This window comes from Marinospirillum minutulum DSM 6287 (genome assembly GCF_000422325.1).
Classification (GTDB): Bacteria; Pseudomonadota; Gammaproteobacteria; order Pseudomonadales; family Halomonadaceae; genus Marinospirillum; species Marinospirillum minutulum.
The window spans coordinates 1-16,663 of the sequence record NZ_AULO01000013.1 but is presented as its reverse complement, the minus strand read 5'-3'; the positions used below and the strand labels follow the sequence as shown (position 1 = coordinate 16,663).

General features: G+C 43.2%; 17 protein-coding genes. 8 read left to right on the top strand and 9 right to left on the bottom strand.

The annotated features are described in order from the left end of the window. The 4 genes from H571_RS0107850 to H571_RS0107835 all read left to right on the top strand — a co-directional run bounded on the left by H571_RS0107850 (position 1) and on the right by H571_RS0107835 (position 4,347). Positions 1–1,224: an acetate/propionate family kinase gene (locus tag H571_RS0107850; protein WP_027848818.1), complete on the top strand. Its 1,224-nt coding sequence runs from the start codon at positions 1–3 to the stop codon at positions 1,222–1,224. A gap of 30 nt (positions 1,225–1,254) precedes the next feature. After that, complete coding sequence (gene coq7 / locus H571_RS0107845) at positions 1,255–1,902, top strand: 2-polyprenyl-3-methyl-6-methoxy-1,4-benzoquinone monooxygenase (RefSeq protein WP_027848817.1); 648 nt, start codon at positions 1,255–1,257, stop codon at positions 1,900–1,902. A gap of 64 nt (positions 1,903–1,966) precedes the next feature. Then, positions 1,967–3,064, top strand: a complete 1,098-nt coding sequence (gene nspC / locus H571_RS0107840; RefSeq protein WP_027848816.1) for a carboxynorspermidine decarboxylase — start codon at positions 1,967–1,969, stop codon at positions 3,062–3,064. A 41-nt stretch (positions 3,065–3,105) separates the two neighbouring features. Beyond that, positions 3,106–4,347: a saccharopine dehydrogenase family protein gene (locus tag H571_RS0107835; RefSeq protein WP_027848815.1), complete on the top strand. Its 1,242-nt coding sequence runs from the start codon at positions 3,106–3,108 to the stop codon at positions 4,345–4,347. A 105-nt stretch (positions 4,348–4,452) separates the two neighbouring features. Here the strand turns inward: H571_RS0107835 and H571_RS0107830 are convergent, their stop codons facing one another. Continuing rightward, positions 4,453–4,872, bottom strand: a complete 420-nt coding sequence (locus H571_RS0107830; protein ID WP_027848814.1) for an OsmC family protein — start codon at positions 4,870–4,872, stop codon at positions 4,453–4,455. A 187-nt stretch (positions 4,873–5,059) separates the two neighbouring features. Between H571_RS0107830 and crp the strand changes: the two genes are divergently transcribed. Then, positions 5,060–5,710 (top strand): cAMP-activated global transcriptional regulator CRP, encoded by a 651-nt coding sequence (crp, locus tag H571_RS0107825; RefSeq protein WP_027848813.1) that lies wholly within the window; start codon positions 5,060–5,062, stop codon positions 5,708–5,710. A gap of 8 nt (positions 5,711–5,718) precedes the next feature. Here crp and dmsD read toward each other — a convergent pair whose 3' ends face one another. From dmsD to rlmD, 8 genes are all read right to left on the bottom strand, one after another. Continuing rightward, entirely contained in the window at positions 5,719–6,327 is a 609-nt protein-coding gene (gene dmsD, locus H571_RS0107820) for a Tat proofreading chaperone DmsD (protein WP_027848812.1), read from the bottom strand. Positions 6,328–6,332: 5 nt separating this feature from the next. Then, entirely contained in the window at positions 6,333–7,175 is an 843-nt protein-coding gene (locus H571_RS0107815; protein ID WP_027848811.1) for a dimethyl sulfoxide reductase anchor subunit family protein, read from the bottom strand. A gap of 2 nt (positions 7,176–7,177) precedes the next feature. Beyond that, positions 7,178–7,798, bottom strand: a complete 621-nt coding sequence (locus H571_RS0107810) for a DMSO/selenate family reductase complex B subunit (RefSeq protein WP_027848810.1) — start codon at positions 7,796–7,798, stop codon at positions 7,178–7,180. 38 nt (positions 7,799–7,836) lie between these two features. After that, positions 7,837–10,305 (bottom strand): DmsA/YnfE/YnfF family dimethyl sulfoxide reductase, encoded by a 2,469-nt coding sequence (locus H571_RS0107805; protein ID WP_027848809.1) that lies wholly within the window; start codon positions 10,303–10,305, stop codon positions 7,837–7,839. A 126-nt stretch (positions 10,306–10,431) separates the two neighbouring features. Further along, the gene (trpC, locus tag H571_RS0107800; protein ID WP_027848808.1) at positions 10,432–11,235 is read right to left on the bottom strand and encodes an indole-3-glycerol phosphate synthase TrpC; all 804 of its coding nucleotides are present in this window, start codon (positions 11,233–11,235) and stop codon (positions 10,432–10,434) included. 14 nt (positions 11,236–11,249) lie between these two features. Beyond that, positions 11,250–12,269 (bottom strand): anthranilate phosphoribosyltransferase, encoded by a 1,020-nt coding sequence (gene trpD, locus H571_RS0107795; protein WP_027848807.1) that lies wholly within the window; start codon positions 12,267–12,269, stop codon positions 11,250–11,252. Beyond that, a complete protein-coding gene (locus tag H571_RS0107790) occupies positions 12,247–12,849 on the bottom strand; it encodes an anthranilate synthase component II (protein WP_027848806.1) in 603 nt (200 codons plus the stop codon). Before H571_RS0107790 ends, trpD begins: the two co-directional genes overlap by 23 nt. 66 nt (positions 12,850–12,915) lie before the next feature. Continuing rightward, positions 12,916–14,301, bottom strand: a complete 1,386-nt coding sequence (rlmD, locus tag H571_RS0107785; protein WP_036217935.1) for a 23S rRNA (uracil(1939)-C(5))-methyltransferase RlmD — start codon at positions 14,299–14,301, stop codon at positions 12,916–12,918. Between the two features lie 295 nt (positions 14,302–14,596). Between rlmD and H571_RS0107780 the strand changes: the two genes are divergently transcribed. The 3 genes from H571_RS0107780 to H571_RS0107770 form a co-directional block, all read left to right on the top strand. Next, positions 14,597–15,178: a hypothetical protein gene (locus H571_RS0107780; RefSeq protein ID WP_027848804.1), complete on the top strand. Its 582-nt coding sequence runs from the start codon at positions 14,597–14,599 to the stop codon at positions 15,176–15,178. A 68-nt stretch (positions 15,179–15,246) separates the two neighbouring features. Next, entirely contained in the window at positions 15,247–15,597 is a 351-nt protein-coding gene (locus tag H571_RS0107775) for a heavy metal-binding domain-containing protein (protein ID WP_027848803.1), read from the top strand. A gap of 152 nt (positions 15,598–15,749) precedes the next feature. Beyond that, the coding region (locus H571_RS0107770) for a transposase (RefSeq protein ID WP_027848802.1) at positions 15,750–16,663 on the top strand (914 nt) is incomplete at its 3' end.

Genomic DNA, 16,663 nt, shown 5'->3' with positions numbered 1-16,663 from the left:
ATGTCTGCTAAAACAAATATGGTGCTCATTATTAACGCAGGCTCTTCAAGTTTGAAGTGCTCTTTGTTTGATGTGCAAGGCAATGAAATTAACCAGCATTTTCGCGTTAAAGTGGCTAATCTAGCTGGCCCTGCTCGCTTAGAAATTTATGACCACAGTGTAAACCCTGATGGTGTACTGGTTGATAAAGAAACACTCAGCGCTGAACAGCTGGGTGTGGCAGATAAACAAGCCCATGCCAGCGCACTTAAAGTTGTGCTTGAGTGGATAGAAAAAAACACGCCTCACTTTAAAGTGGCTTGGGTAGGTCACCGTGTTGTTCATGGTGGCGATCGTTATGCAGAGCCAGTAGTTATTGATACAGAGGTTCTCGAGTTTTTAGAAACGCTCATTCCACTAGCACCTTTGCATCAGCCCTATAACCTTAAGCTGATTCACCTTTGCCGTGAGTTTTTACCCGATAGCCCACAGGTGGCTTGTTTTGATACGTCTTTCCACAGCACTACACCCGTTGTAGCGCGTGAGTTTGCAATTCCTAAAAAGCTTACCGAAGAAGGTGTTCGTCGCTATGGCTTTCATGGCCTGTCTTATGAATACATTCACGACAAGCTAGAGCGCCTAGATGCTGACCTAGCTAAGCAAAAACTACTGGTTGCCCATTTGGGTGCAGGTAGCTCTATGTGTGCTATTTCTAAAGGCGCAAGCTTGGCCTCCACTATGGGCTTTACAGCCGTTGAAGGCTTGCCTATGGGTACGCGTTCTGGCCAGCTAGACCCAGGTGTAATGCTTTACCTAATGCAAGAAAAAGGCTGGGATGCTAAGCAGCTAGAAAGCTTCCTTTATAAAGAATGTGGTTGGTTTGGTGTTTCTGGTGGTATTTCTTCAGACATGCTTACCTTAAAAAAATCAGACGACCCACTGGCTAAAAAAGCCATTGATATGCTGGTTTATCGCATTGCGCGTGAAACAGGCTCTTTAGCAGCGGCTTTAGGTGGTTTAGATGTGTTTGTTTTCACTGGTGGTGTGGGTGAAAACGATGCAGATTTACGTGCGGCCGTGGTTAAAGAAAATGCTTGGTTAGGTATGAAGCTAGACCCAGCACGTAATCAAGCAAACGAGTACCTGATTTCAGCTGATGATAGCCGAGTGAAGGTGTTTGCTATTCCAACTAATGAAGAAAAAATGATTGCTCGCCATACGTTAAAGCAGCTAGGTGTTGCTTAAATTTTGTAAGGCTTAAATCAGGAGGGTGGTATGTCTCTTCCCAGACAAGAAACCAAGGTTGATAAAGTAATCAGCCAGTTTGATGTACTTTTGCGTACTCTAGTGCCTAAAGCCGCTCAGCCTTATCGACCTAATCCTGCGCTGGCGCATGAACAAGCCGATATGGATGAAGCAGAGCGACGTCATGCGGCTGGCTTAATGCGAATTAACCATACGGGTGAAGTTTGTGCTCAGGCGCTTTATCAAGGTCAGGCAGCAACGGCCAAATTAGAAGAAGTGCGTGAACAAATGACCTTGGCTGCACAGGAAGAGATAGACCACCTAGCTTGGTGCGACCAACGCCTTCAAGAATTAGACAGTCGCACTAGTGTATTGAACCCACTCTTTTATGGTTTGTCTTTTGGTATTGGTGCAGCGGCTGGTTTAGCCGGTGATAAGTACAGCTTGGGTTTTGTGGCGGCTACAGAAGACCAAGTCTGCCAACACCTAGAAGAGCACTTTGAATCTTTACCTGCCCAAGACGAGCGTTCTCGCGCCATACTGCGCCAAATGCATGAAGATGAAGCACAACATGCTGAGTGGGCGCTTAATGCCGGTGGTATAGAATTTCCCGCCCCAGTAAAAAAAGTGATGACCTTGCTTTCAAAGGTGATGACTAAGAGCGTTTATCGTATATAATCGCGCGTTTTGCTAACACTAAACTTAGCCCAGTTCCAAAACTGGGTTAGGTGTGAGGCTGACGATGCTGAAAACGCCCTATTACCTAATTGATAAAAGCCTATTGCTAAAGAACATGGAAAAAATTGCCTATGTTCGCCAGCAATCAGGCGCTAAAGCCCTCCTAGCACTCAAGTGCTTTGCCACCTGGTCTGTGTTTGATTTAATGCAAGACTATATGGATGGCACTACTTCTTCTTCGCTTTATGAAGTTAAGCTTGGTCGTGAAAAATTTGCTGGTGAAACCCATGCTTATAGCGTGGCTTATGCCGACGATGAAATTGCCGAAGTGTTAGCCAATAGCGACAAAATTATTTTTAATTCGATTAGTCAGCTAGAACGCTTTGAAAGTGTCTCCCGTGAGCATACGCGAGGTTTGCGTGTTAACCCTGGGGTTAGCACTTCAGAATTCACCCTAGCAGACCCTGCTCGTCCGTTTAGCCGTTTAGGTGAACATGACCCAGCTAAAATAGCAGCAGTTATAGATAAAGTTTCTGGCTTTATGTTCCACAATAATTGTGAGAACGAAAGCTTTGAACGCTTTGATGCAATGCTAACAGGTATTGAAGCCCGCTTTGGCGAACTACTAAAACAGGTGGAATGGGTAAGCTTAGGTGGCGGCATTCATTTTACGGGTGAAAACTACCCGTTAGATGCCTTTTGTCAGCGCCTTAAAGGTTTTTCTGAGCGTTGGGGTGTGCAGGTGTATTTAGAACCCGGCGAAGCCGCCATTACGAATACCTGCTCTTTAGAAGTGACCGTATTAGACACCCTGTTTAATGGCAAAAATTTAGCAATAGTTGATAGTTCCATAGAAGCGCATTTATTAGACCTGCTTATTTACCGTGAAACAGCCAAGCTGCTGCCAAATCAAGGTGAATATGACTATATGGTGTGCGGTAAATCTTGTTTAGCGGGTGATATTTTTGGTGAGTTTAAGTTTGAAAAGCCTTTGCAAATAGGTGATCGCCTGTCTTTTCAAGATACGGCTGGTTATACAATGGTTAAGAAAAACTGGTTTAACGGTGTGAAAATGCCTGGCATTGCAATTAAGCAACTAGATGGTCGTATAGAACTTGTTAAGGAGTTTAATTACGGCGACTTTGTGCAAGGGCTCTCTTGAGCCCTGCTTCAAGCGAATTAAAAGTGGAGTTGAATCTGGAAATGAAAAAAAACGTTCTGATTATTGGTGGTGGTGGTGTTGCTCAGGTTGTTGCACATAAATCTGCTCAAAATAATGATATTTTAGGCAAAATAACCTTAGCATCGCGTACAGTAGAAAAGTGCGAAGCCATAGCTAAAAGTGTTGCAGAAAAAGGCAGTATGAAGTTAGCAGGGACTATTCAGTGTTATGCATTGGATGCTTTAGATGTAGCTGCAACGGCTGCTTTAATTCGTGAAACCCAATCTCAGATCGTAATTAATGTAGGTTCTGCCTTTATTAATATGTCCGTTCTTAGTGCCTGTATGGAAACGGGTGCTGCTTATTTAGATACAGCTATCCACGAAGAGCCAAACAAAATTTGTGAAACACCACCCTGGTATGGCAACTATGAATGGAAGCGTAAAGAAGCCTGTGCCGAGAAAAAAATAACAGCTATTTTAGGTGTGGGTTTTGACCCGGGTGTAGTGAATGCTTATGCCGCTTTAGCAAAGCAGGATTATTTCGATACCATTGATTCTATTGATATTATTGATATCAACGCTGGCAGCCACGGCCATTATTTTGCTACTAATTTTGACCCTGAAATTAACTTTCGTGAATTTACCGGTCGTGTTTGGTCTTGGCAAAATAGTCAGTGGACGCAGAACAAAATGTTTGAAGTGAAGCGTACCGATAACCTGCCAGTAGTGGGCGAACAAACCAGCTATATGACAGGTCACGATGAAATTCACTCGTTATCTAAAAACCTAGATGTGCCCGATATACGTTTTTGGATGGGGTTTGGTGAGCATTATATTAATGTATTTACGGTGCTTAATAACCTTGGCCTACTATCTGAGCAACCGATTACCACTGCCGAAGGGCAAGAAGTTGTTCCTTTAAAAGTGGTTAAAGCGGTACTTCCTAACCCTGCGTCTTTAGCGCCTAATTACACAGGTAAAACCTGTATTGGTGATTTAGTTAAGGGTAAAAAAGATGGTGAAGAACGCGAAGTATTTATTTACAACGTGGCAGATCATAAAGAGGCTTATAACGAAGTAGGCTCACAGGGTATTTCTTATACCGCAGGCGTACCACCCGTTGCAGCAGCAATTTTGGTTGCTCAGGGTATTTGGGATGTCGAAAAAATGGTGAATGTAGAAGAGCTACCACCTTCACACTTCTTAAACCTACTGAATCAGATGGGCTTGCCAACCAATATTCGTGATGAGCAAGGTGAGCGTCCACTTAACTTCTCTTAGAAGCAGTTAACTTTAAACCTTCCAGCTATTTATAAAATAAAAGACCTTCTGGCTAGTGCTGAGAAGGTCTTTTTTTATAAGTGCTTTCTAGCGGCTTTAACTAGCTTAAGCTTCAACCACCTCATGACTATGAGTAATTTCAACACCACCCTTGCCTAGCATAATTGAAGCGGAACAGTACTTTTCTGCAGATAAGCTAACTGCGCGTTCAACTTGGGCCGGTTTTAAGTCTTTACCTGTTACAACAAAGTGCAGGTGTATTTTACTAAAAACAGCAGGCACAGCATCCACTCTTTCGGCTTCAACAGAAGCTTGGCAATCAATAATATTTTGTCTAGATTTTTTTAAAATAGATACCACATCATAGCTACTGCAAGCACCTAGCCCCATCAACAATAATTCCATGGGTCTTGGCCCTGTGTTGCGCCCACCTGCTTCAGGTGAAGCATCTACAACCAGTGCGTGGCCTGAACCTGACTCAGCAACAAACTGTACGCCGTCTGTCCATTTAACCTTTGCTTGCATTTTGTGATCTCCGTTGGTACTAAAATTAAATTACCATCTATACTAGTGAGTTAAGTCACAGGATATAATATTTTGTGTTACTAGAAACGGTTCTAGCGCCAACCCTGTATTCTACCAGCATCCTTAGTCTGGTGTTTTGGAACGCAAATGAATTTTACAACCAATCAAAACATGGAAGGAAAACCTAATGAACTCGCCCTATGCTGATGTAAAGCAAGCAGCCCTAGAGGTGCTTTTAGAGCAAGCGCATAAGCGACGTTATAGTAAAAAATCTTTAGTTATTCATGCAGGTGAAGATGCTCACTCCATTTACTACATTCTTAAAGGCAGTGTTGCTGTTTATATTGAAGATGAACATGGCCGAGAAATGATCATTTCTTACCTAAATAAAGGTGAGTTTTTTGGTGAGTTAGGCTTGTTTGATGAAATATGTCGCCGCAGTGCTTGGGTAAGAGCTAAGAGTGATTGTGAGTTAGCAGAGATGAGTTACCAGCGTTTTACCGAGTTAGCCAGGGAGCAACAAAGCCTTTGGTTTTTATTGGGTAATCAACTTGCTGTTCGCTTGCGTGCTACAACAGAAAAAGTTGGTGATCTAGCTTTTTTAGATGTTACAGGCAGAATCGCCCGAATACTTTTGGAGTTGGCTAAGCAGCCAGATGCAATGACTCACCCTGATGGAATGCAAGTGCGTATTACGCGTCAAGAAATAGCCCAGCTAGTGGGCTGTTCAAGAGAAATGGCTGGGCGTGTTTTAAAAGACCTAGAAGAAAAGGGATTGGTTGAATCGGAGGGCATGAACCTTGTTATTCGTGACCTCTCCCTAAGACCTTCCTTTTAATTAGCACTTTAAGTTGCAGGCCAGTGTAAGTCTCTAGCTGCAACTTTTAGATGTAAATCCTTTTGCCAACTAGCTAAACGTAGCTGAGTGTATTCTGCTAACTGCTTAATAAAAGGGTGCTCAGCACTTGCAGCTAAGCAATTAAGGTAGCGTTCGCTCCAAGGCAAAAGGTGAAGCGTTAGTAGCTGAATCAGTGGGTTAGATTCTTCTTTAGTGTTTTGGTGTTGTGCTGCTAACTGAGCAACTAATAAGAGCAATAAACCAAAATGATCTTCTGGTTCATTCATATCAGTGGTTAGTTGTAGCCCAAGATCGTTAAGAAAAGCTCTTAACTCAATGAGTGACACGCCAAAAACCACCCTTTCTGGGTCAAGGTAAACTGAAGCCCAAGGTGGTGCAGGTAAATAACCTGGACCATAAAAGCAGGCTTGCCAAGCGATAGATAAATTAGGCTCAGCTAAGGCTGCTTGCCAGTCTGTGAGAGGTAAGTCAGGTAACAGCTCGGTGATGCTACCTTCCTTTATTGCTTGAAATAATGCTTTGCTAGCAGCATGGCTAGGGCCGTAATAAAATAAGGCACCTAGCGCATGTGCTTCTAACTGTAAGGTTTGAATCACTTAGGTTAAAGCCCCACAGTCATATGAACACTATAATAAATTACTCGCCCAGCCCCTTCAGCAGCCAAAACTAGAAGCAGAGTCGCTAGTAGGGAAATGGGTGTAATGCGGTCTTTTAATACAGTTGCTAGCCAAAGAATACCAGCAGCAAGTAGTAATACAGCGCGTGCAGTCATCCAGCTTGAATAGCCAGCAAACTGTTCTGCTGGTGTCGTAACAGAAGTGCTAATACCAGCCCAGTGTGCAGCCTGCATTCCCATAACAATAGCGCAGGCTAATAAACCTAGGAGTCCAACAAAGTGTAAACCCGCTTGAATTTTAGGTGTGTAAAAATCTTCGATGGGTTGCACTAGTAGTAAGGCTAATAAAGCACCTGCAGTTGCAGCGGTGGCAAAAAAACCTGCCGGTGTGTGCCAGCTATCCCAAACAGGTACGGTATAAATCATGTAGGTAAGTGACATGGCGGCTAAGCCAGCCAAGCCACTAAGCAAACCAACAACTAAGCTGAGCTTACGTAATCCTACCCACTCCTGTTTTTTCCAAGAAGCTAGCCAGTAAAAACCAACAGAGCCAAAGAAGGTGCCGGTAATAATAACTTCATTACTTAGCCAGCTACGACCTAAACCTAAGAGAACGTTAGCGCCACGCAAAGGGTGACCTAGGTGTAAGGTGGAGGTGGCAAGTGCTAGACCACTCAGTATTAAGACAACTATTAGGCGCCTAGAAAGCTGTAGGCTACTTGCTTGGTTGAGTTGTTGCTTAATTAATAGAAGTGCTAGCAGAATAAACCCACCCGCAGCCATTTGTTGCAGTAGGGTAAAGATTACTAGGGGAAAGTCCTTAGTCATGACTAAACCTCCTGCGGGTTAGCTAGTGTTCCGGCACGAGAGCCAGTTGACTTAGCATTAGGGTTTAAACGAATAATTAAGTTAGGTTGTGTCATGTGTGAAGGTGGCAGTGGCGCAATATCGCGCTGGTAACCATACTTCTCAGTTAACTCATCCATAGGACCAAAATCTATCGCTCTAAGTGGACAAGATTCAACACAAATAGGCTGTTTACCTTCGCCAACCCGTTCATAACAACCGTCACATTTGGTCATATTGCGTTTTTCAGCATTGTACTGAGGTGCGCCATAAGGGCAGGCCGATTCACAGTGGCGACAGCCAATACAAATGTCTTCTGCTACAAGTACGAAGCCATCGTCACGCTTGTGCATTGCACCCGTGGGGCAAACCGTTGTACAAGCTGGGTTATTACAGTGATTACAAGCCATAGAAACATAGTAGGCAAAAACATCTGGAATCCAGCAGCCAGTAGCATCTTGATGCCAGTCACCGCCGGTATACTCATAAATTCGGCGGAAATTTATTTCTGTACCTAGGTCTTTGTAATCTTTACAAGCTAGCTCACAAGTTTTACAACCGGTGCATTTCTCAGTATCTATATAAAAACCGTGTTGTTGAGTCATCTTTCTCTCCTCCTACAAAAGGTTCACTCTGCTAAGCGTTAAGCCTTAGCAGCCAATAACTTGATTTCTACCAAGTTGGTGTGTGATGGGTTGCCCTTTGCTAAAGGGGAGGGAGCTTGCGTTGCTAGAACGTTAAAGGAGCCTTGGGTATCAACACCTTTTTGGTTAGGTTGGTACCAAGCACCTTCAGATAAAGCAACAACGCCAGGCATAATTCTTGGTGTTACCTTGGCTTGAGTAAAGGTTTCGCCATAATCATTTTTTAGATTAACCAAATCGCCATGTTTAATACCACGCGAATCAGCATCTAGGGGATGAATCCAAACTTCTTGGGGGTTAGCTGCTTTAAGTAGCTCTACATTACCGTAGGTTGAGTGAGTACGTGCCTTGTAGTGGAAGCCTATAAGCTGTAAAGGTAATTCTTTACGCTTTTCATCATCCCAGCCATCAAGGGTGGAAACGTGTTCGGGTAGGGCAGTAATCACATCGCCTTCAGGTAATTGCCAAGTAGCAGCAATTTCTGCCAAGGCTTGGGAGTAAATCTCTATTTTACCTGTTGGAGTGCTTAAAGGATTCGCTTTGGGGTTATCACGGAAACCCTTGTAAGCAATAAAATGGCCATTAGGATCGCGGCGTTTGATGATGCCCATTTTGCGGAATTCTTCAAAACTAGGAAAGCTTGGGTCTCTAGCGCGGGTTACTGCGTAAATATGCCTTAACCATTCTTCTTGATTACGACCTTCAGTGAATTTGTCAAAAACAGATTCGCCTTGGTAATCACCTAGGGCTTTAGCTATGCCACTACAAATATCGTAAATAGAGCGGCATTCAAACATTGGCTCGATAACTTTATCGCAGAAGATAACCAAGTTCATGTTGCCGAAGTTAGCATCAGTAGCGAAGTCCATTTGTTCAGAAGTGGTTAAGTCAGGTAAAACTAAGTCTGCCCATTCCGCGCTGGAAGTCATGTGGTTGTCTATTACCACTATCATTTCACAACGAGATTCATCACCTAAAATTTCACGTGTACGGTTAATGTCACCATGCTGGTTAACTAAGCAGTTACTGGCGTAGTTCCAAATAAACTTAATGGGCGCATCGAGTTTATCTTTACCGCGCACACCATCTGCGGTGGCAGTCATTTCTTCACCACGCAAAATAGCGTCTGTCCAGGTGAACATAGAAATGCTGGTTTTTACTGGGTTGCTAAGGGTTGGGAAGCGCTGGAAAGGAATAGCATAGCTAGATTCACGCGCACCACTGTTACCGCCTTGAATACCTACGTTACCGGTTAAAATAGGTAGCATAGCTATGGCACGGGAAATGTTTTCACCGTTACGACTACGCTGCGGGCCCCAACCTTGAGCAATATAGCAAGGCTTGGCTTGGCCAATTTCACGCGCTAGCTGAACGATGGTTGCAACAGGAATCCCAGTTTGCTGGCTAGCCCACTCAGGAGTTTTAGGTGTTTGGTCATCGCCTTCACCTAAAATATAAGCCTTGTAGTGGCTATTAGCTGGCGCATCTTTGGGTAGGGTTTTCTGGTCATAGCCAACGCAGTATTTATCTAAGAAAGCTTGGTCTACCAAGTTTTCGGTAATTAACACATAAGCTAAACCATTAACCAAGGCAGCATCGGTACCTGGACGAATAGGTATCCATTGGTCTTCTTTACCTAGTGCGGTGTCTGTATAGCGAGGGTCAATAATGATTAAGCGTGCATTAGAACGTTTTTTAGCTTCTTGTAGGTAATAAGTTATACCTCCACCACTCATGCGAGTTTCTGCAGGGTTATTACCAAACTGAACAATTAGCTTGGTGTTTTCAACATCGGAAATGCTGTTACCGCTGGCCCAGCCACCGTAGGTGTAGTTTAAGCCTGCAGCAATTTGTGCTGTAGAATAGTCACCATAATGGTTTAAATAACCACCGTAGCAGTTCATTAAGCGAGCAATGAGTGAGCCAGCTGGCGGCCAAGATTTAGTGACTGTGCCGCCTAGCGTACCTGTACCGTAGTTAAGGTAGATGGCTTCATTGCCGTATTCTTTACTAATACGCTTAAGGTTATCTGCAATGAGGCTAAAGGCTTCATCCCAACTAATGCGTTCAAACTTACCCTCACCACGCTTACCTACACGGCGCATAGGGTATTTGAGGCGATCAGGTGAATAAACACGACGGCGCATAGAGCGGCCACGTAAGCAGGCCCTTACTTGATGGTCTTCACCGTAGGTGTCAGTACCTGTGTCATCGGATTCAACATAAAGAATTTGGCCGTTACGGGTAGTCATTTGCAGAGGACAGCGGCTTCCACAGTTAACGGTACAAGCACTCCAAGTACGCTTGGTGGTGTCATCAAACTTGTTGATAGGCGTGTAGGGTGCTGAGAAGTTATCAGCTTTAGCCTGTGCTTGTTGAAAAGGTAGGGGAGCGGAAGCTAGAGCAGCAACTCCAGCCATGCCTTTAAGTAAACCACGGCGACTAGGGTCAGCGGGATGGTTTGTCATGGATGAGGCTCCTCGGGGTAGAGAGACAGAAAAAATATGTTATATATTATACATTTAGACTACTACCCCGAGCCTAGCAAGAAGGCATTAAGTAAGCTTGATCTAGATCAATGAATGCTAGATGAGCTAGGAAATGAACAGTTCTTCAAGCGCTTTGCCAGGGTCTTCTGCTCGCATAAAGGCTTCACCTACTAAAAAGGCATTAACCTTATGTTTTTGCATGGCTGCTACATCATCACGATTAAGTATGCCGCTTTCGGTAATCACTAGTCTGTCTTCAGGAATAAAAGGCAGTAAGTCCCAAGTGTTTTCTAGTTTAACTTCAAAGGTGTGTAGGTCGCGGTTATTGATACCTAGCAGACGATTAGGTACTTGCAGTGCGCGATCTAACTCAGCACGATTATGCACTTCAATGAGTACATCCATACCTAGCTCATGAGCGAGTAGGTTTAGCTCACTCATTTGTTTATCAGTTAAACAAGCCGCAATAAGCAAAATACAATCAGCATTTATGGCACGTGCTTCAACAACTTGGTAAGGATCAACAATAAAATCTTTACGAATGACAGGTAGGTTACACGCGGCGCGGGCTTCCATTAAGTAGCTTTCTTGCCCTTGAAAAAAATCTTTGTCAGTTAAAACAGATAGGCAGGTGGCACCGCAGTCTTCATAACGCAAGGCGATTTCTGCAGGAATAAAGTTATCACGCAATATGCCTTTGCTGGGCGAAGCTTTTTTTATTTCTGCAATAACGGCAGGTTGACCAGTTGCTGCTTTATCTAACATTGCTTGAGTAAAAAGGCGGGGCGATCTAGCTTTCTCTGCCGTTTTATAGAGTTCGTTTAAGGGCGTAATTTGACTGCGTTCTGCTACTTCTTCGTATTTACGCTGTACAATTTTCTTTAGAATAGTAGGGGTGTCATTCGACATAATTAAAACCTTTTTCAGGCAAGGCTCTGGGTAAAATTCACCAGAACCTTTAGTTTTTCAGCAGCTTGACCTGATGCCAGTGCATCTTGTGCCATAGCCACACCTTCAATAATTGATTCAGCTACATCAGCAGCAAAAAGGGCTGCACCTGCATTGAGCAGTACCATATCACGAGCAACACCTGGTTGATTGTTTAGAACCTGTTTAACTAGGTTAAGGGATTCTTCAGCTGAGTTTACACGTAAAGGGTCGAGTGAGTGGGGTTGCAAACCAAAGTCTTCAGGCTTAATAACATATTCAATTACGTGACCATTACGGTATTCAGCAACATGGGTAGGTGCGGCAATTGAAATTTCATCCAAACCATCATCACTACTCACAACCAGCGCATGTGTTAGGCCAAGATTGCCTAATACCTTGGCTAGAGGTTTAACTAGCTTTGCTGTGTAAACACCGAGTAGCTGGTGTTTAGCACCTGCAGGGTTGGTGAGTGGGCCTAGGGTATTAAAAATAGTACGTATGCCTAAATCACCACGAACAGCAACAGCATGCCTCATAGCAGTATGGAACTGAGGTGCAAACATAAAACCTACACCAATTTCGTTAACACAACGGGCAACTTGGTCGGGGGTAAGGTTTAGGTTAACACCAGCAAAATCTAATAAATCGGCACTGCCGCTAGAAGAGGAAATAGAGCGGTTGCCGTGTTTAGCAACCTTGCCACCAGCGGCAGCAACAACGAGAGAAGTACAGGTTGAAACATTAAACAGATTAGCACCATCTCCACCAGTGCCAACAATATCAACCAACTGGTTTGATTCAATGCTAATTGGAGTGGCAAGGTTACGCATTACTTCAGCAGCGGCAGTAATTTCTTCTACTGTTTCGCCCTTCATACGCAAACCAACTAAAAAACCAGCCATTTGGGCGGGAGTTGATTGCCCTGTCATAATTAAGTGCATTACATCGTGCATTTCTTCACGTGCTAAATCTTTAAAGCGTGAAATAGCGTCAATGGCTTGCTTCATATCCATTTTTTTTCTCCAAGAAATTTTTTAAAAGTTGGTGACCTTGGTGTGACATGATTGATTCAGGGTGAAATTGTACCCCTTCAATATCCAACGTTTTGTGTTTAATGCCCATAATTAATCCTGGTGTTGGGTCATCTGCCACAACACGCGAGGTTATTTCTAAACAAGCGGGAAGGCTGGCTTCTTCAATAACTAAAGAATGGTAGCGAGTAACTAGGAGCGGGTTTTCTAAACCACTAAAAACCCCAGTATTTTGATGTTCGACTAAAGAAGTTTTGCCGTGCATCACCTGTGGTGCTCTAACGATTTTGCCACCAAATGCCTGAGCTATGGCTTGGTGTCCTAAGCAAACACCCAAAATTGGAAGCTTACCGGCAAAGTGCTGTATTGCAGCAACAGAAATACCTGCTTCATTGGGTGTGCAAGGGCCGGGGGAAATAACCAAGTGGCTGGGGTTCATGGCTTCAATTTGTTCGAGTGTTAGCGCGTTATTACGCTCTACACGAACATCAGCACCTAGTTCAGCTAGGTACTGAACGATATTAAAAGTGAAACTATCAAAATTGTCGATCATCAACAGCATGGGGATTTTATCCTGCTATTTTTAAAGTTGAATACAAACAAACGCAGCATTCTAACACTAAGCTAGCTAAGGCTGCACAAACAAAGCCATGCTTTCTACATGCGCTGTTTGGGGAAACATATCCATGATGCCTAATTGCTTTAGCTCAAAACCCTGCTGTAATAGTAGGGCTGTGTCACGCGCTAAGGTTGTAGGGTTACAAGAAATGTAGAGAATTTTTTTTGTACCTAATTTGCCCAGTTGTTGGCAAATGGCTTCCGCGCCTGCTCTGGGTGGGTCTAAAACAACTACCTCCCAAGCCGCATTTTTAGCTAGCCAAGCTTGTTCTTTTAAAGGTTGGTTAAGGTCAGCTGCAATAAACCTAGCGTTGGCTATTTGGTTAAGCTCAGCATTGTTTTTGGCACGCTCAACCTGTGTTTTAGCACCTTCAATACCCAATAATTCAGCAGCTTGTTTGGCAAGAGGTAAAGAAAAATTACCAAAGCCACAAAATAAATCTAATACTTTTTCTGTGCCTTGTAGTTGTAACCAGTCTAAAGCCTGCTTAACCATGCGCTTATTTACTTGAGCATTTACCTGCACAAAGTCATTACCCGCAAAAAACAGGGTTAGGTCTTCTAGTGGGTAGCTAAACAAAGCAGGTGCTTCTTCAGGGTTTAAAGAGTGAGTACCTTCTTCATCTTGAAGCAAAAGATTTACAGCCTGTTCTTTTGCCCAATTTCTCCAAAAACGCTGGTCATTTTTGGTTAAGCGCTCTAATGGGCGCAATAAGCGCACTAATACGCCTACTTGGTTTTCACCTTCGACCAGTTCGATATGACCTAAATGCTTTTTACCCTCTAAGCGAGGCAAAAATTCATGCAAACCAGGTAATAGAGGCTGTAGCTTTTCGGTAAGAATAGGGCAGTGAAGAATATTGGTAATAAAGGCTGAGGACTTTTCTCGAAAGCCTAATAACAGGCTACCGTCTTTGCGCCACTTAATACCCAAACGTGCTTTACGACGATAACCAAATGGCTGAGAGGTAATGACTGGCTGAAACATTTCTTCAGGTTGCTGCATAAGTTCTGCAACCAGTGATTGCTTAAATGCAACTTGGGCTGCTGTATGTAAGTGCTGTAAATTACAGCCACCACAGCTAGCATAGTGTTCACAGCTAGGTTCTTGGCGTTGGGGTGACTTTTTTAAAACTTTATCTAAAACAGCTTCGTCATAACGGCTACGAGTAAAACGTACTTTATAAGTAACCTGTTCATCAGGTAAAGCACCCTCTACAAAGACAGTTTTTCCTTCAGCATTGCGCCCTACGCCACGGCCTTCATGGCTTAGTCGCAAAATAGCCATGCCTGCCAAGTTTTCATCTTGAATATTAGGATTTTTAGGTAGCTGAGGTTTTTTAGCTTGGGTTTTAGCTTTAGCTGAGTTTTTACGGGGCTTAGCGAACAGGCTCATAAGGATACCGATAAGAAAATAGAAGTCTATTCTACGCTACCCAGCCAAAACTTTTCAGTGAGAAGGTAGGTATTCTATGCCATACAACATGGTTATACATTGGAAATAGTTGCTAGTGTGCCACTCGTTAGCAAGATAGGCGGCCTGCTTGAATTGCCACCAAAGGTTAGCTTGTTATTATTGAATTTAGCTTTAGTATTGAACGACTTAAAATTATTTTGAAAAGGCAAGCCCAAGCAGCAAAACGAGCATGCCTACTATTAAAATGTTAAGCATTCAATAAATGGAGATATTCATGAAAATTTTAAAACTAGGCCTAGCTTTAACTTTCCTAATGGTTTTACCAATAGGAGTAATAGCTTCAGACACGGAAGATGTTGAGAAACTACGCGCAGAGCAAATTAAAAAGTGGGGTGATACCAGCATACCAAAGCCAAAGGATATTGCCTTAAAAGCAAAAGCAGTTCTTGATAAACCGATCGAAAATCAATCAATTGTAGAGCTAAAATCTATAGCAGAGCAGTCCAATAAAGCTGCCAATTATGTTGGTTTCATTCTTGATGATTACGCTACGTACTATCGTGATAATTACAGGTATGACTTTGTCCAAGAAAAAGTTGCTCCATTTCACGATGCTTATGTAAAGCTATCAAATGAACTAAAAGGCTACAGAAATCAGTCATATTTTAACATCGGAAAAAAATTAGCAGCCTCAAACAATGAGATCGAGGCCTTTTTCTACTTTAGAGATGCCTATCGTCTTTCGTCATTTACCGACGACAAAGGCGATCATAAAGGAATGAGGTATTTAGCTGAGCAGGAAATGAAAAAATTAATGGGGCTTGCAGATATTGGTTCATTTATCTACTGGAAATAGATGCTTAACAAAGCCATGCACGCGACAAGCGCGTGATGGCGGCGTTATGCATTAATTTGGAGCTGAGTATGGGCTTGTTTTCATCGAAGGAAAATAAAAGCAGTGTGACTATCCCTCGCGAGTTGCTGAATGAAAAAATTCAGGTAAGTGTTTGCGACACAATACCAAACAAAACTATCGTCAAACTTGTGTCGGCAGTTTTTTCTGAAAAAACATATATGCCCACAATGCGTAAAAGCGAAGAACATTTCACTTTTGTACGTGAGGAAGTTCAGTACATGCTAATGCAGCAAGCATTGGAGCTAGGAGCAAACGCTATCGTAGGGTTTAAACTAAGCTTTGCTCCATTTAATGCTCAGGGCACTAATTGGGGCGTGTCAATGGTAGTTGCCTCTGCAAATGCAGTTATCACAGAATAAATGCATAACAAGCCGCTTAAATTCGTTACGGCCACAAAAAGCGTGGCCTCCACCGGACTCGCTTGCGCTCGCCGTTTAGCGGGGCGTTCAGGCTGTAGAAAAACCTTCTAAATTATGGTTTGATTGGATTTTCAGATAACGAGGGCAGGGAGATGGCTCGATTCAAGCATTACGACTATAACCAGCAGACGATGGTGGTGATTAATTATTTAGAACAGCTTCAGCTTGGCATCTTCGAATTTGCTCTGCATTATCTAATCTCTGAAAAACTCGACCTGTCAGCTTTTCACAAGCCTTATAAAAATGATGCCGAAGGTCGCCCAGCCTACGATCCAGCCATTTTGTTAAAGATTATCTTATTTGCTTATTCTAAAGGCATCACCTCTAGCCGTGAAATTCAGTGGTGTTGCGAAACTAATATCATCTTTAAAGCCTTATCCTGCGACAGCGTTCCACACTTCACTACTATTGCCCATTTTGTTAGCAGCCAAAGCCAAGCCATTGCCACCTTGTTTGAACAAGTGCTGCTGGTCTGTGATGAACAGGGTCTTTTAGGCCATGAACTGTTTGCCATTGATGGCTGTAAAATGCGTTCGAATGCCGCCAAAGCATGGTCTGGTACCTTTAAAGAACTGGAACAAAAGCGCCAAAAACTGAAGCGCTTAATTAGCTACCATTTAACAGAGCATCAGAAAAAAGACAGCTGGGAAAGTGAAGAAGAACTGGATCGCGCTATTCGCCAAGTCAAAACTATTTTAACGCTGGATAAAGCAGCCAATAAGATTGATAAATTTTTAAAGCACAATGAACCTAGACTGGGTAAAGGCAAACGTAGCAACGAAGTGAAGAGCAATATTACTGATAACCAATCAGCCAAAATGACGACCAGTAAAGGTACGATTCAAGGTTATAACGGTGTTGCTTCCGTTGATAAAAAACACCAAATTATCATTGATGCGCAAGCTTTTGGGGAAGGGCAAGAACACCACACTTTGCAACCGGTGCTAGAAACCATTCAAGAACGTTACAAGCGGCTGGGTATCAGCAAAAACCTCTATGAAGAAGG

Excerpts from the sequence above, each read along its gene's own strand:
- H571_RS0107850 (WP_027848818.1), top strand. The coding sequence starts at position 1 with ATGTCTGCTAAAACAAATATGGTGCTCATTATTAACGCAGGCTCTTCA.
- coq7 (WP_027848817.1), top strand. The coding sequence starts at position 1,255 with ATGTCTCTTCCCAGACAAGAAACCAAGGTTGATAAAGTAATCAGCCAG.
- nspC (WP_027848816.1), top strand. The coding sequence starts at position 1,967 with ATGCTGAAAACGCCCTATTACCTAATTGATAAAAGCCTATTGCTAAAG.
- H571_RS0107835 (WP_027848815.1), top strand. The coding sequence starts at position 3,106 with ATGAAAAAAAACGTTCTGATTATTGGTGGTGGTGGTGTTGCTCAGGTT.
- H571_RS0107830 (WP_027848814.1), bottom strand. The coding sequence starts at position 4,872 with ATGCAAGCAAAGGTTAAATGGACAGACGGCGTACAGTTTGTTGCTGAG.
- crp (WP_027848813.1), top strand. The coding sequence starts at position 5,060 with ATGAACTCGCCCTATGCTGATGTAAAGCAAGCAGCCCTAGAGGTGCTT.
- H571_RS0107815 (WP_027848811.1), bottom strand. The coding sequence starts at position 7,175 with ATGACTAAGGACTTTCCCCTAGTAATCTTTACCCTACTGCAACAAATG.
- H571_RS0107810 (WP_027848810.1), bottom strand. The coding sequence starts at position 7,798 with ATGACTCAACAACACGGTTTTTATATAGATACTGAGAAATGCACCGGT.
- H571_RS0107805 (WP_027848809.1), bottom strand. The coding sequence starts at position 10,305 with ATGACAAACCATCCCGCTGACCCTAGTCGCCGTGGTTTACTTAAAGGC.
- trpC (WP_027848808.1), bottom strand. The coding sequence starts at position 11,235 with ATGTCGAATGACACCCCTACTATTCTAAAGAAAATTGTACAGCGTAAA.
- trpD (WP_027848807.1), bottom strand. The coding sequence starts at position 12,269 with ATGGATATGAAGCAAGCCATTGACGCTATTTCACGCTTTAAAGATTTA.
- H571_RS0107790 (WP_027848806.1), bottom strand. The coding sequence starts at position 12,849 with ATGCTGTTGATGATCGACAATTTTGATAGTTTCACTTTTAATATCGTT.
- rlmD (WP_036217935.1), bottom strand. The coding sequence starts at position 14,301 with ATGAGCCTGTTCGCTAAGCCCCGTAAAAACTCAGCTAAAGCTAAAACC.
- H571_RS0107780 (WP_027848804.1), top strand. The coding sequence starts at position 14,597 with ATGAAAATTTTAAAACTAGGCCTAGCTTTAACTTTCCTAATGGTTTTA.
- H571_RS0107775 (WP_027848803.1), top strand. The coding sequence starts at position 15,247 with ATGGGCTTGTTTTCATCGAAGGAAAATAAAAGCAGTGTGACTATCCCT.